Origin of the sequence: Bacillus sp. 5mfcol3.1, assembly GCF_900114335.1 — a bacterium.
Taxonomy (GTDB): Bacteria; Bacillota; Bacilli; order Bacillales; family Bacillaceae_G; genus Bacillus_A; species Bacillus_A thuringiensis_S.
Genome location: NZ_FOST01000001.1, coordinates 51,176 through 66,482, shown reverse-complemented (window position 1 = coordinate 66,482; position 15,307 = coordinate 51,176). Strand labels below are relative to the sequence as shown.

The window sequence follows — 15,307 nt, the reverse complement described above, 5'->3', positions numbered from 1 at the left end:
CTTTATTTTATTTACAAAGTGATACTCAAGTCTTTTAACTATTTCCCCTCCACAAACCGCCCAAACTCCTTCAAAAACCTCAGCTTAAAACTCCCCACAGGCCCATTCCGATGCTTCGCCACATGAATCTCCGTCATCTCTTTCTGCACCGTTTCCTTATCATAATAATCCTCTCGATACATAAGCATAATGACATCCGCATCTTGCTCAATTTGTCCTGTCTCTCTTAAGTCAGATAAAAGAGGTCGCTTATCTTGCCGTGCTTCTACGGAACGAGATAATTGCGATAATGCTACTACGCAAACATTTAATTCACGTGCTAATACCTTAAGCTTACGAGAAATTTCACTAATCTCCTGAAATCGATTGCCCTTATGCTTCGGATCGCCCGTAATAAGCTGCAAGTAATCTACAATGACTAAAACCTTCTTATCACCGTGCTTTCTCTTTAACTTACGAGTTTGCATCCAAATATCTTGCACCGAAATGCCTGCGTTATCGTATATTTCAAGTGGTAATTCCCCGATCTCCGCAAATGCCTTACTCACCTTTTCCCAGTCCTCTATCGCAAAACGATGCTTCGGATTTTTCAGCCTACCTCCTGACACTTCACCTATACAAGACGCCATCCTTTTCAGCAATTGCTTACTACTCATCTCTAACGAAAATAGTCCAATGGCGGCTCCAGACTTCGCCGCATGCAGTCCAACATTTAACGCAAACGCAGTCTTTCCCATAGAAGGACGCGCACCAAGAACGACAAAATCACCTTCCTGCAATCCGCACGTCATTTTATTTAGCGACATATAACCAGTCTCAATACCCGTAATCTCTTTCGCATCTTGATGAAGCTCTTCATATAAATCAACTAGTGCATCCTTCAAATCAAACTCACATACACAGTCCTGTTCCTCTAACTCACAAAGTGCCGTAATCGTCTCACCAATAATCTTCTCATTCTTCTCCGCAATAAGACGCTCTCCCATCTTGTGCCCGAGAACACCCGCCTGATACATTTTCCAGGCACCTCGAACAAGCCCCTCATAATAAGAAAAGTTGGCAGTTGTAGGCACACCATCCATTAACCCTATAAAATACTCCATTCCCCCGATCCCCTCTAAAAACTTCGGATCTACCCTAGAAATGAACGTCACAAGATCAATCGGTTGCCCCTCTTCTTCCATTTTCGCATTAACTGAAATATAGACTTATGCACTGACAGAGAAAAATACTGCTCCGTCAAACGGCACTCCTTAATAAGCTCTCCATCAAGTAATAGAGAACCTAACACCGTCTTTTCCGCCTCCACATTTTGAATACTCATGGACGCCACCCGCGCTCCGCTAAAAAGCGCTGCAACTCTTCCTCAGACGGCGCATTCTTCTCCCACTCCTCACACCTCGCCAAAAACTCCTCCGTCTCCCCCGTACTAACAGACGAATCCTTCTTCCGAAAGCTCGCCGTATCCGCCTCAACCTCAGAAACTTTCGTAAATCCTTTCCCGTGCCACCCTCTCAAAATTCCCTTCACATAAGCAACCGTCCGCTTATTATTCTCAAACGCAATTTGAAGAGCCTTTAGCACAAGCTCTTCTGACAAATCTTCCATCCACGCACTCAGTTCCTCCACAGTATGCGGAGACAAACTACCAAAATGTTGCTCATAAAAAAAAAACACGCGACTTCCCGTTTCTTCCTCTATAACCTCTTCTTCCACCTCTGTCTCTTCACAAACTGACTCGGCATCATCCATAGCCAAATCACTCGGCATACCGAAATGTGCTAAAAGCATCGGAACATTCAGCTCCTCCTCTACGCACTTCTGAAGAAACATATGTACAAACTCCTTATTCTTCACACCCTTAAGCTCACGAAGCACACACTTCTCCACATTCGTATTCGTCACCGGATTATAACGAAGCCAATTTAAAACGAATAACTCTCTGGTATCCGCATCATAAAGAATCTTCCCATAATCAATGAAGCGCTGCACAAGCTTATCCACAGTCTCCCGATTATAACCCGTCTCCATCTCAGCTAACCGCTTCGGAAAAGGAAAAATCCCACACTGCGTCGTCTTCGAACAAGTTAACAAATAAACATAAAAATACCGCTCCTCCGGCGTCAAATCCAAAACAAAATCATCCTGCCAAAAATTCACCTGCACAGTACGATACACCGCCATCCTAATTCCTCCCGTCTCCGTTCAAAAGTAAAAGCCCCTTCATAATATATATGGGGGACTGGCCGGGTTTTTGGCGTGTTATTTCAAAATTTTTTTCGACTACTACTACGGTGTTTGTTGGTGTTTTTGTTTTGTTATGTTTTTTCTTAGTGATTTATTACTTGGTAGGGGCTTAGGAGGGGTTAGTTACCGGTTACTTCGATTAGAAAGACTCGATCTGAGAAGCCACTTCGCTCTTCTGCTTTCTTTTTACGGATGTTGTTGATTTCTTCTAGTGTTGTGCCTTCGTGTTCGGCTAGGGCGTTAATTAGTTCTAGGAGGTCGGAAAGTTCTTCTAATTTATATACAATACAATATATTATATTTCTTACCCCTTAATAAATTTATTAATTATGTTATAATGCTAATGTAATATTTTATCGAATTAATTAAGAAAGGTGCTTTACATGAATAAATCTACTTCAACTCAACCAAAATATACCACTATCGGTCTGTATCAGTTACTTTTTTGGATTTTAATCTTCCTTTCTAGCATTCTCTTTAAAGATATGAAAAACGAATTAACAATCAATCCAAATGATATACTTCATGAGAATTTTATTACTAACTCAGGAAAATTCCTTTCATTTTTCATTGCTTGGGCTTTTATTTTTATTTACTCTCACTTTTCTTCTCTTCCAATTAATAATATGTACTCTACTTTTTTAAACTTAATAAGTGATAATATAAAAAAATTACTCTCTCCAAAAATAATATTGATTACTATAATTACTCTCTTTATTTTCTGTTTGACATTAAAAAACGAGGATGTAGTTAGCTTAACTATTGCCACTATACTTCTTATTCTTCATATTATTAATACGTTTTTACTTTATTATATATCTAAGGATATCTCCAAAAAATTTTCTACACGAGTTATCTTACTATATATTTTTATATTCTTTATAGCTACGGTTTATGTTTATCTAAATAATTCTCTAGAAATAAATTCCATAGTTTCACTTGTGAATTTTTTCTTTTTATCGTTTTCCTTTGCATTTATATTATTTTTGTATCTATCCCTTCTATTAATGGCACTATACACACTATATTCTATAATGTATGCAGAATATTCTGCCGCAACATTAGGAAAGATAATATTAGAAAATAATTTGAGATTAAGAGAGTTAAAATCTTGCAAAATACCTGATAGTGATGGAAAAACATGCACATTCAAAGACTCGTCTGACCTATTTCAAAAAATTGAAAGCGCAAATACTAAAAGTAACTATATGTCTGCTATCACAGACATAGTAAAAAAAACTACTGTTCCTGATACAGTGAAGGATTCCATACTCAATACATTTAATTCTGTTCGAGTTTCGAAAAAAGAGCTTCAGAAGGAAAAAACATCCTATGTACAATTGAGGAATCAAACCAATCTCCTTATTTCTGTATTTACAGCTATAATTACTCTTATAATAGTCATAATTTTTACTTTGATTTCGGTTATAGAGCTTTCCTATATAAAGAATTTATTATTCGTTATATACACTTTTGTTTTTTTAAGACTCCTATCTCGTTGTTTTGAAATTTGTATAGCTTTTTATCAAGATATTATTGCCAAGAAATCCTTGAAAAACACATTACTCACTGGAACAGACCGAATTAGTTTGGCGATAAAGAGTATAATAGAAATAATTTTCACTGTTGCTACTCTTTCAATTATAGAAATTTTATATGGGACTGATTTGCTGAATATCTTAAGAGAACAGTATGATTTTGTACAATTAATAAAGCTAATTATCTTTAGTTTTTCTAACAGTATCGCAACTTCCCTGTTCAACATATCTTTTCCTGGTAGCACTCACAATATAACGCTTTTAACCTTAAGTCATCATTTAATTCATATAATGCAAGTCATTACAAGTTTAACACTTATTACTTTATCTATAGCAAACTACATCAATTTACCTAAATATAGTTTTTATTATGAACTACGTGAAACAAATACAGAATTAATTTTATATAAAGTTTTTTATACCAATAATACTAATTATGAAAAATTAATTCTTTCAGCTCATAGCATAGATTCACTATCTTTCATATTATATTCTTCCTGGCAGAATGGGACATTAACCGATACTGATTATTTAGAGATTGAAGAATTTCTAAATGATAATAAAAATAAATAATATATCTATATAAGCTGTGAATAGTTTTTCACAGCTTATTAAAATTTTCATCATACATATTTTTTCATTTTATTAACTATTTATGGATTGAGAACATATTAGTTTATTGTAGATTGGCATAAAAAAACAGTTTAACTAGGTGTTAAACTGTTGCATTGCTTCTTTTATATAGTTTTCTTCTTCAGTTGTGAAGAGAGCTGGGAATTCGGATAGTGGAAGGTTTGATTTTTGGATTATATCCTCTATATCACTTTGAGATATATCAAGATAGTTCGTTACCTCTGCTATTACATTGAAAAATCTCTTCAAGGTAACTTGAACATCATGATGACTCGGATCCTTCTCCTCTTTCTTATACTTTTTCAACTTTCCTATCACATCCATAAAACGCCGATCAAACCTTTCTTTTAATTCCTTATTGTTATAAAAAGCTTGAACACTCTCTTTTAAAAAATGTTCCTCTAACCATTCTTTATTTTCTTTCTCCCATATAAAAGTTTGAAGAAAAGAAGAAAACAAAGCAACATCCACTCGTTCTTCCTTTTGAAACTTCTTCGTCATCTCATCCATATGCGAAAGCACCTTCGCAATTCTTTCTTGCTCCGCCAAAAGCAATTCCCTTTGAAAATGCATCTGTCTTAAAAAATCTTTCGTCTCTATATCACGCTGCAATATAATATTTTGAATTTCACCAAGCGAAAAACCGAGATGCTTAAACGATTGAATTTGCTGTAGCACATACAAATCATCTTTCGTATATAACCGATGCCCACCCTCAGTATAATCGCTTGGCTTTAATAAATTAATCTTGTCATAATAACGAAGCGTCCGCACCGTAACATCCCCAACACCTGCAAACTCACTAATCATCCACGCCATATCATCACCTACTTCACTAACTTCTTTCTCACATATTGAAGCATATGAGAAAAACTCATCTCATTCTGCCTACAACATTGAAATAAACCTACAACAAGTAATAAAAAAGGAACATTACCTCTATAACGATTTTCATACTCGCTAATACCATCATAGAAGTACTCATACTTTCTTTTTCGTAAAACAATATAAATCGCAATAAACAACACTGTAATCATAGCGAAAAATCGCTTTCCCTTTATCTCCACTTCTTGTTTCATCACCTATTCTCCTTCCACGACATACTTATCTTCTTTAAATAAAGGAATTCGAATGAAATAACGATATGGCTCGTCGCGTATTACTTTCCACGCAACAAAGATCACTTGAACTACCTCAAAGGCAAACACAATCCAAAACAAAACATCACTAATACGCGAACTAATATTAAATAGAAGAAAGATTAACAAATGAAAGTTGAACGCCTTTCGGCAATGGTATTTGTACACCTCACTTTTACGTGCCAGTGTGATGTACATGAGTAGTGGTGAAAAGATTCCTATCGCGGCTGAGAGTAGTAGCATGATGATGGTGTTTCTTTTTTCTTTTGTGGTGGTTTTCATGAGTGGTTTGGTCCCCCTTTTTGATTTGTCTTCTTTAGGTTAGGGGGTGACGTTGGGGGAGATGCAAGAAATAAACTATAATTAGTTCTGAAAAAATAGACACAATAAAGTATCTTACATACTCCATTGTGTCTATTTACCTCATAAAAAACTAATCATCTATCAAAAAACATTTGAAATACATACTGCAGCCAAAATAACATACATGTAATAAACATCCCAAACGCTATATTTTCATTAAATTTCTTAACAATAAAATTCCATTTAACAACAATATATTGATTCACAACACACCAATAGAGAAGAAATAAAATTGAAATACCGGTCAAAAGAATCATAAAGTTCAACACTCTTCCTCCTTTCAATTTTATGATTCTCTTATTATACCCCCCACTAAATTAAAAGATCAACTATATACATACTCTTTAAACACTAAACTTTTCTCTAATTATGAATTCCCCTCACCTTTATCTATATAAAAATCATTCAAGAATTTTAGAAGACTTGACAAGGAAGACCTTCTATTATTTCTAAGTTTCAACATGATTAACAATACAAAAACCACCTCAAACAAATATACCGTCCAAGGTGGTTTTCATATCACTATTAAATTACTACTTCAATCTATCCTGCAACGCACTAATATTAATGATCACAGGACTACCCGACTTCAACGTACCATCTTTTTGTAACATTGGTCCCGAAGTGATACATTGACCTTTCTTTAATGTTGCAAGTCGTTTTTCCCATTCTTTACGTACAGCTGAATCTTGAGCAAGGTTTGATGCAATAGCACTAATTTCATTTTCTGGTGGCATGAAATACACTTTTTGACTTGAATTCTGTAGTCGTGAAATTTCATCCATTGTAAATTGTCCTTTTAATGATTGTGTTGCATACCAACCTGACCAACCAAATTTTCTTCCTTCAGTTAAAATTTTGGCACTTGGTGATTTTTCTCTATGATCAAGATTTTGCGCTTCATCTAATATAACTGGGAATGGTTTATTTTTGTCTCCATGGTGTAATTGATAGTTCCAAATATCCCATAAGATAAACTCTGTAATCATGAGCTGTACATCTCTATTAAAGCCCGTTAATTGTACAATAAACACTTTACCTTTTTGGTTCAGTATGTCTCCCCAATCATATACAGCATTATGATTAAATGGATTCTTATCAATAAAAGGCTTAATTTGTGATCTTGCTGTTTTAGCCGGCCCAGAAGTATCCTCTTCTAATTCTGCTAATAAATAATTTAAATTCATACCTTCGCCATATTTATCTAAACCGCGCATTACTGCCTCATATATAGCGTTTTGTTGCTGAATGCCTAAATCTTTATATACAGCTGAAAATACACTTTTAATTCTTTCAGCAACATCTGTATTATCTTCATCGATATAAATTCCTTCATCCAATTCTTTTTGATTTCGCTTAAATGGATTTACTGGGAATTTATCTTTTGCTACTAGGAATTGTTCAATATTATCTTGGAGTTTCTCTTTGAATTCCGGTTCTAACTTAGAATTCTTGAATCCATCTGTATAGTCAAATATCATACTAGAAATTCCATTTTGCGCCAGCTCAAGTAGTAAACATTGAATGAAGTAACTCTTACCTTGTCCTGATTTACCCGAAATTAAAATATGTCTATTTGCTAGCTCTGAATTTCCGAATTCCCAATATATTTCTTGAGTCGATCCCTCTACTGTTCCTAACAAAACGCGGATGTCTTTTAATTCTTTTGTTCCTCCTGTTCCTTTTTCTTCCTTTTCTTCTTCAGAATGAGGTACAGTTGGAACGACTTTATTGCTAGTTTTTTTTAACACTTGATTAGAATCATGATTCTGATTTAATAATCTATCTGGATTAATATCAGTTCCACCCGAATGGATTTTCATTTTGAGTGCTTCAATTTCTTCGATTACTCCTTCATATCCATCCTCTTCGGTTAATTCCACTAATAAAATATCTTCTTCTATTTTGATGGATCTCCATGATTGTTCCTTTTTGAATGATAAAATTGCTCCTTTTCCGATTTTATCATCCAAATGTCCACTCATTTCATAATCATCATTTAATAATCTTTTCTTTAGTTCTTCAATTTTCTCATAAGATTTTTCTGGCCAAATGTTGTTTGCAATAAATTTCTCGGCATTTGCTAGCAATAACTGTACAAAGAAGTTTCGGAAAAACTTATATTTAAATACATGTAAACCATCTTCACTTGTTTTAGAAAGTTGCGTATCAAATAGTTGCTTAGTAGCATTAATTTGCTCTTTTGCTTTTGCAATAGCACTGTCTTGATTTAAGCCGATTTTCACTTCCACTGGATAATAATGCACTGATAATTTATCATCTTGCATTTCTACTCCAATTAACAGTAAATCGTCACTATGTGCACCTTTTCCGCCTAGATTTTTCGCAGAAAATACACCTTCACTTTTCGTTAATTTCACCGCTCCAGCAACACGCAATATTTCTTCTAATGAGATAGGAACCCATAAAATATTCTCATGATCTAAAGCACTTAATATATACTTCACAGCTGAAATAATACTTAACTTTTCTCTTGAGAATTGTCCCTTACTTCCTATAATTCGTAGTAACCACTCACCATTTAAACTATTGAAAGCTCTAATAGCTGTATTAATTTTTTCAGGTGTCGATACAATTTCTTTTTCCGCTAAATACTGTTCAATAACCGCTCGGTATTGTCTTGCTTTATCCGTTACTGTAATTGCATCATACTGGCTTGATGAAGAATATTGATCACTATAATGAATAACCAATAAATTACGTGATGAATCTTGGAAGAAATCTAAACCAACATTAGGTTCAATAAATGTTACCCAATAAGAAGATTCATATAAATGTTCCAAAACTTGTTCATCATAGGTAGATGTTCTCGTAACAATTGTTTCGTTCTTACGGTAAGGGTTTGTACCATCGTTATTTAAATTACTTCCTAATTCATTCATTCCTCTAGCAGTTTGAATTAACAAATGTTCATTATTCAATACATTTTTCAATCCAAATCCTGTACGATAATCTACTTCTGTACTAATAGATGATAGAGATGATAACATTCCATTTAAAGATAATCCTGTTTCAATATCTTCCATTGTACTTTTCGCATGCTTCTCATTTGAAATCATTTTATAGAATGAAATATGAGCGTAACCATATTCTTTCGTACCAATAAGTTTATAATAGAAAACATTTTCTCGAATCAGCCTTAATACGTCTACAGCATCGAGATTCTTTGATGCTAACGATAACTCAAAGAACTCCTCAAATTTTTGAACATCATCATATATAGAAAATTTTTCAAAGGCGCTCAGTGCATCACTCTCATGATATAAGGCAACCTCTACTGGTATAATTTTAGATGGCCCTTTTTTATCTATCTGCTTCTTAATAAACTGTACTAAACCTCTTACAACTTCTTTATCATTATTTATATTAATCACATTGATTCGTATCGGAGATTTAGATTCTTGTAAAAATAAGTATTGGAAATGCTCCACAAATTGTTGAAGCTTTTCTTCAACTACATTAGCTAAAAATGCATTAGATTCCCCAATCGCAACCTTATGAAGTGGTTCATAAACAGTCCATTCAGGTGCTTCATTTTGAGAAACTGGTCGATACAATTCATCATTCTGCCCATATATATATGGCAATAGATTATTAGGATGCAAACGGTTTAAAATATGCATTTCAACTATTTCGTTTTTAATTTCATCATTAATACTTAACTGATAGGCAACATTAAGAGGATGCAGCGGTGTTAGTATGACTCTTTGTTCCTCTTCAATAACTCCCAATTTAAACAGATTCTTTTCTTCTCCTTTTAACATTACATTTTCTTGTATATGAGCAACGCTTTCGTTAAATGCCTTCAAGTATCTTATAGATAGCTCTCTTAATTGATCATCCATAAAACAAAGACTAGGAACCGTATTATTAAATTTATAGTAATTTAATAATTGCTGATACGCATCTCTCAATGATGGGCTCATTGATAATTCAACCTTATTTAGGCCTGATACCCCTCTAACTGCAAAAGCGATTTCATTTTCAATCCATACTCTCTCGTCTTGCAAATAATTTCGAAATCCTTCTCGTGCTGAAAACTCCCTTGCACCTTGTTTTAATTTATTTGTATCGAGGTTATATTCGAAACTTTCTTGATGTTCTCTTTTTAATTTCCATACTCTTTCTCCTGATACTGGAACAGTCTTTGCAACTTGCTCTCTAATAAGAATAGGCATTAAAGATGTTTCAATTTGAACAGAAAATGATAAGCTATCGTCATTCCATGCAGGAGAAGATTCAGAGACTTCAAAACTTCCACCTTGCCAATTTATAATCTGTGCATCTTCTTCAACAAATAATTCCTCTGGTTCGCTAGAAATATCTCCAAAAACAATGCTGTCTTCAGCTTTATTTATAACTACATTTTTTTTATTCACATTCACTTCATAAATTGTTTGAAGAGATTGTAAAAACGCTGCTTCACATTCTACAACAGCAATATGAAACTCATATTTCGACTTAGATTGCATTTTATGCGTATATACAGCTTTATGGAATGAAGTCACATTTTGCTTATGCGCTAAACTAACAGTTAGCTTTTTCCCAGATACTCCACAAAAACCCTGTGAATTTTTATGAATGTATTCCCTCTTTAACTTTTCTTCAAATTCAAAGTTTAGGTTGATATTTTCTATCTGTGTAGGATTAAAAACAATAATATGACGTTTACGTCTCCCAGCCTTTGTCTCAGCTTGTGCTTTTTCCCAATATAACAAACCTTCTTTTGAATATTTCTTTGCTGATTCAATATATTCTAAAGGGCGATCTATTTCAGTCATTTTGTCGTAAGAATCTTTAATAAGAACATAATCCGCTTGCTGCCAATCTTCCTTCTTTAGACGAGACACACCTTTTTCATCGAATAATTTTTCTAATTGACTCTCTAAATGCTCATACTCGTGCATATGTTGTACTTTCTCAAAAAATGAAGCATTTTCTTCTAGCCTTTTTTTCATTTGAGCTGAAGTAAATTGATTTAAATTTTCATCATAAAAAATCCCTAGATTAGAATAATCTTCTCTCGCAATCTCTTGTTTTGATAAAAATCCAAGAATTTCTTCATAATCCCAAAGAGATGGTCGCACAATTGTATCATCTAATTTTTTACGTAAATAAAATGAAAGTACTTCCTTCTCCTCTTTATTTAGAGAAGAAGTTTCAATCTCTTCTTTTAATGTTTTTAAAATTGATTTCACATTAAATGGCATACCTTCTTTTTGCAAATCACTGCTACCACCCTTAATACTGTCCAGTGTCTCATGACATATACTAAGTAAAGCTGTTTTCTCCCAAACATCCTTTTGTTCACCGACTTCATTACGAAGTGTTACTAAAAAGTCAGGAGTAACATTTGCCGATGTAGTCGCAACAACTACTTTCATTTCCTCTGAAACCTTAATAGCAATCGTTTCGTATGGAGTTCCTTGCTTATGCTGGTAATAAAACGCCTGCGATAAATCTTGTTCTTTTAATGTGTCATAAAATGCTTGCACTTGTTCATGATTATCAAATTGAAGGTAAAATCGCTCTCCACCTCTAAGATTTTCCGCTTCTAAATAATTTATTAGTTTATCTGAAAGATAATTATAAAATTGGTTTAACATACTGTGCATCACCGCTATCACTTTTTTTGTCTATTAAATTCAGCTTATCAAATAACTGTACAATTTCTTCTTTTGAGTACCGATCAAAGAATAAGCCTCTAGCCTCTAAATCTATAAATACTTGCTTCAAAGGTTTTCTTTCCTTTTTTAAACTCAATGCTGTTAGTAGCAACAACATATCTTGACTAATATTAAGCATATAACCAAGTGAACCTCGAGTTTTTAAGAAATATTTTTTCCCAACCTCTTCTATTGATAAAGAGTATCTATGTCGAGGGCCTTGCATCGTATCTTTTTCATAGGCTTCTTCTATACTACGGAATAAGGATTGTACAAGCGTATCATATTCTAATTCTAAATTTCCTTCATAAGCCCCAAGACCTAAATGTCTTCTATATTCCATAACCCAATCACAAAGCATCTCTAAAAATACTTTTTTATCCTCATCGGATAATTGCTGATATGTTTCCTTTAATTCAGGATAGCCACCTGCTTTTTCTACTCCCATTAGGAAATTTAAATGTTCTAAGCAATTAATATGTAGTAGTAAATGTCTACCTGTATCTTTAATCATTTGATAACCATGAGTATAACCTTTTCTATTCTTACTCGTAGACTCCCAGTCAAGTGTAAAATAAACTTCGTTGTTCTCACTAAAGTTCGCTTTCCCAACTTGTGAAAGCTTTAAAGTCAATTGAGTAATATATAAAAAGTAATAATAACTAAGAAACAAATGATAATGAGTTCTAAAATAATCTTTATGTTCCGCTAAAAATTGAAAATCTTCTTTGAATAGCTTTGAGATAAATGGAATTTGATTAATATAAGGACGGCGTTCTTTTTCGTCGCTCTCCAAATGATTTAATTGTTTTAACACAAGACGTGACATTAGATCTGTTGAATCACTTTTTCCAAAAATCTCTTCTACTGTTTCTTTTTCACCTAATAAGACGTCTAAAAGGAATCTAGCAATATCTTGTTCTCCTTTTTTATCAGCCTTATCACTTAATGGTAAATATTGAAACAAATGCAAATGAAAAATTTTAATTGTATTGTCACTATCCTGCAGAAAGGTACGTAGTATTTGTTCAAATTGCGACTTATCTTGCTTTGATACATCAACAGATTTACTAATTTCTCCAATAAGTTCTTCTAGATTAACTTCCATTTTCAACTTATTTCCGCTGACTAGACGCGTAAACTCTCCTAATACTCCTTGAAACCCTTTTACGAATTTTGCCCGCTCTGTTCCTCGGGTAGAGAAAGGTAACAGAGGAGCTTTTTTATTTATTGTATGTTTTAATCCTAACTTTTCTGGTTTAATACTCAGCGAGTTTTTCAAATCCTCTAAATTCTCTCTTACAATCATTTTCTAATCCCTTCTAAACGTAAATTCTTCAAAATCTTCGTCGTATGTTAGTCTAAACATTCCATTTTCATTAGATTGAACAAACAATAATTCTTTTTCTCTATTTCCTAATTTCATTATCTTATCCACAAATTCAACGAACTGAATACAATCTTCTTTATCCTTTTTATTCGGGCGATAACCTTTTGAAAGTTTGACCATCATTTCATATAATGGATAATCAATTTCTAAATATACAGGAGCTACTTTATCTTCATTGGAAAAAGCAAGTAATATATTTAATTTAAATCGATTTAAAACCTCCGGTTCTACCCCTTTCAAATGTCCTACAAACGGCTTAATTTTAAGAGACTGTGCAACCTGAGTAGTATCATTTGAGTAATCCATAAATACATAATCTGCCTTCGGACTTCCGTTCCATAAGAAAATTGATTTTCTCGCTAAATTATACATATCTTTTAAATCAGATCGATTTCCTTTATTAAAAGCATATAAATATTCCATATATTTTTTATAATTTTCATCCCCAAATATTTCATTTAAAACCGGAGATAAAAATAATGACAAACGTATTAATGTTTTATTGAATACCTGTCTAGATGAATCACTTAGCTCAAAGAAAGAACCCATCTCTTCTAGCCCTTCTATCCACCCATCAAGTCCATGTAAATTCAAATGCTTTTGGAAAGTATTCTTCATATTTACTGAATTGTTTAGCTCAATTAGCATTTGGTCTACACTATTTGATCGTAGATGAATAGGATCCATTTTAGAAATAACTGCTAGTAAATTTGATTTTTCTTGACCATCAAATAATAAATTCGGTAATAAGGCTTCGGTTTTTTCCATCATACCTGCCCCAAGAAAATCTTCATTCCCATGAGAAGGCACTAAAATATCATAAATAAAATTAAGCATGGAACGTGTTGAAATAATCATCTTATGCTTAACTATTGCTTCAATTAATATACTTAAAACACCATCACGTATTTGTTGCTGTTGCAATAACTCATAATTCACCATAAAGAATCCATTTATACCACGTTGCTTATCCTTCAAATAAGCTTGATAGAATGGATTTTTTTCTGACTCAACCACAATTCGCTTTAAAATAGATGAAAAATAATTTGATTTTGGCCCTTCACTAGTTAATTCAAAAGGTTGATAATCACTAAAGCTAATCAAGTGGAAATTACCGCTTTGTTGATTAGTAGCAACTTCATTTGCCTCAAATATTCCAGATTCCTCAATAAATTTTGTTAAAATTCGGTAGTTCTCTTTTGCATAATCTGATTCAATAAAGTTATGCAGAACTCCTAGGTTAATAGCTAAAATTAGCTTGAATCTAGAACCATCAATCTCACTATCACTATATGGCTTTAATACTTCCGCTAATGTATCAAGGGAACTCTTTTGTGGATCAAAACTTTCCGTAGCATCATTATGCACCGAAAACTCTTCCATCAATTCAGGATATTTATTTTTTACATACGATAATAAATGTGATTTCCCATCTCCGACGCTACCACACAAGAAAATTAATTGACTTGTATTTTGCCCAGCTGCTGCTGTTAGAGCAGACATCATATCGTTCTGTATCGTTCTTTCAACATGTAAATAATCCTTAAACGAACTAAACTCATTAGGATTTTCGATAGCCTCTTGAGATGATTCTTTCAGCTTCGAGAGTTCTGCTAGTAAATAACTCTCTCCTTCTCCTAAAATAAAATCATCATACACAAAATTGTTATCTATTTCTTCCTCATTATCTACAGTTTGTTTATCTTCAACTTCTAGTCCTACTGCAATCTCAGCGTTATTTATTTCTGTTAATTCCACAGTTTGATTTGATGTATTTTGTTTACTTGCAATCTCAATTAGTATTTTTAACTTTTCTTCTAAACTAGCAGATATCTTTTCTTCTAATTTCTCCACAATATGTACACTACTCTTCGGCTGTGGGTGTCTATATTTCGGGGCAACAAACTCATAACTCCCGTATACTTCCATAAACCACACTGCGATTTGGAATAGATTTTTATGCATTTTAAAAGCACTCTCTAATCCACTTTCAATATGTTCATGTGCCGCTTTATTTCCTAAATAGCGAACTGTATCAAATGAACGTGAAATTTCTTTTGATAAAATATCTTCTCTTTCTAATTTTTGGATACGCTCTACTTGCTTTAAATATTGTACGTCGTACAGTTCATGCTCTTCCGCAATGCGTTTTAATAATAGCTCTGCAAATATTCTTCCCTTAATTAAAACCGATTGGGGATCTTGATAAAAAATATTTTCAATATCCCTCCCCATCTCCGCTAACTCAGGGAATATCTCTTGTAGAAAATCAAATGTATATTTCTCCAATGATGTAACACCTCTTAATCT

The 15,307-nt window shown here is 33.3% G+C and carries 9 protein-coding genes and 2 pseudogenes; 1 reads left to right on the top strand and 10 read right to left on the bottom strand.

What is annotated here, in order from left to right:
• Positions 1-38: 38 nt before the first annotated feature.
• The 3 genes and pseudogenes from dnaB to BM089_RS00265 all read right to left on the bottom strand — a co-directional run.
• A pseudogene (gene dnaB, locus BM089_RS00275) lies at positions 39-1,324 on the bottom strand (replicative DNA helicase).
• On the bottom strand, positions 1,321-2,184 hold the full coding sequence (locus BM089_RS00270; RefSeq protein WP_090975678.1) for a DnaD domain-containing protein: 864 nt from the start codon (positions 2,182-2,184) through the stop codon (positions 1,321-1,323). The pseudogene dnaB and the gene BM089_RS00270 overlap by 4 nt, the downstream one beginning before the upstream one ends.
• Positions 2,185-2,366: 182 nt before the next feature.
• A pseudogene (locus BM089_RS00265) lies at positions 2,367-2,528 on the bottom strand (phosphoribosyl-ATP pyrophosphohydrolase); the annotation flags it as partial.
• Positions 2,529-2,630: 102 nt separating this feature from the next.
• On the opposite strand from BM089_RS00265, the gene BM089_RS00260 reads away from it, so the two are divergent.
• Positions 2,631-4,358 (top strand): hypothetical protein, encoded by a 1,728-nt coding sequence (locus BM089_RS00260; protein ID WP_016117315.1) that lies wholly within the window; start codon positions 2,631-2,633, stop codon positions 4,356-4,358.
• A 135-nt stretch (positions 4,359-4,493) separates the two neighbouring features.
• Here BM089_RS00260 and BM089_RS00255 read toward each other — a convergent pair whose 3' ends face one another.
• From BM089_RS00255 to dptF, 7 genes are all read right to left on the bottom strand, one after another.
• Positions 4,494-5,237, bottom strand: a complete 744-nt coding sequence (locus BM089_RS00255) for a MerR family transcriptional regulator (RefSeq protein ID WP_090975676.1) — start codon at positions 5,235-5,237, stop codon at positions 4,494-4,496.
• Positions 5,238-5,245: 8 nt separating this feature from the next.
• On the bottom strand, positions 5,246-5,497 hold the full coding sequence (locus tag BM089_RS00250) for a hypothetical protein (protein WP_000808313.1): 252 nt from the start codon (positions 5,495-5,497) through the stop codon (positions 5,246-5,248).
• A gap of 3 nt (positions 5,498-5,500) precedes the next feature.
• Positions 5,501-5,839, bottom strand: a complete 339-nt coding sequence (locus BM089_RS00245) for a magnetosome magnetite crystal formation protein family (RefSeq protein WP_090975674.1) — start codon at positions 5,837-5,839, stop codon at positions 5,501-5,503.
• 155 nt (positions 5,840-5,994) lie between these two features.
• Positions 5,995-6,177, bottom strand: coding sequence for a hypothetical protein (locus BM089_RS00240; RefSeq protein ID WP_233462297.1), 183 nt, complete (start codon positions 6,175-6,177; stop codon positions 5,995-5,997).
• A gap of 276 nt (positions 6,178-6,453) precedes the next feature.
• On the bottom strand, positions 6,454-11,547 hold the full coding sequence (gene dptH, locus BM089_RS00235; protein ID WP_090975673.1) for a DNA phosphorothioation-dependent restriction protein DptH: 5,094 nt from the start codon (positions 11,545-11,547) through the stop codon (positions 6,454-6,456).
• Complete coding sequence (gene dptG, locus BM089_RS00230; protein WP_090975670.1) at positions 11,528-12,916, bottom strand: DNA phosphorothioation-dependent restriction protein DptG; 1,389 nt, start codon at positions 12,914-12,916, stop codon at positions 11,528-11,530. The genes dptH and dptG overlap by 20 nt, the downstream gene beginning before the upstream one ends.
• A 3-nt stretch (positions 12,917-12,919) precedes the next feature.
• Positions 12,920-15,286, bottom strand: coding sequence for a DNA phosphorothioation-dependent restriction protein DptF (gene dptF / locus BM089_RS00225; protein ID WP_090975668.1), 2,367 nt, complete (start codon positions 15,284-15,286; stop codon positions 12,920-12,922).
• Positions 15,287-15,307: the final 21 nt, after the last annotated feature.